Here is a 278-nt window from a genome sequence, read left to right on the forward strand (position 1 = left end):
GAGTTTATTTTTTTCTTAAAATCTTATTATTCGACATCTTTTCTATGTCTTTTCCAGTTTTGTTCCTGTATACTTGATTCGACATACATATGCTGTTAACTTATGGCACTTCGCAAGCCTCCGCTGTTATCGGCATTATGCAGAAACTTATGCTACTGGAGAGATTGTTATGCGCAACACAAAAGAAGGTGCTTCCCCTTCTCTGTTTTCATTGGCTTTTAAACTTACGAGTTTAGCAGTTTTGTGCGGACTGCTTCTGGTAATCGTCATAATGGGAT

1 pseudogene is annotated in these 278 nt (G+C 37.8%); it reads left to right on the forward strand.

Features of this window, described 5'->3' with window-relative positions:
• Nucleotides 1-169: 169 nt before the first annotated feature.
• Nucleotides 170-278: pseudogene (locus SB658_RS23485) on the forward strand (polysaccharide deacetylase family protein); the annotation flags it as partial.

The sequence above is a fragment of the Bacillus sp. SIMBA_008 genome, assembly GCF_046535495.1.
GTDB lineage: Bacteria > Bacillota > Bacilli > Bacillales > Bacillaceae > Bacillus > Bacillus subtilis.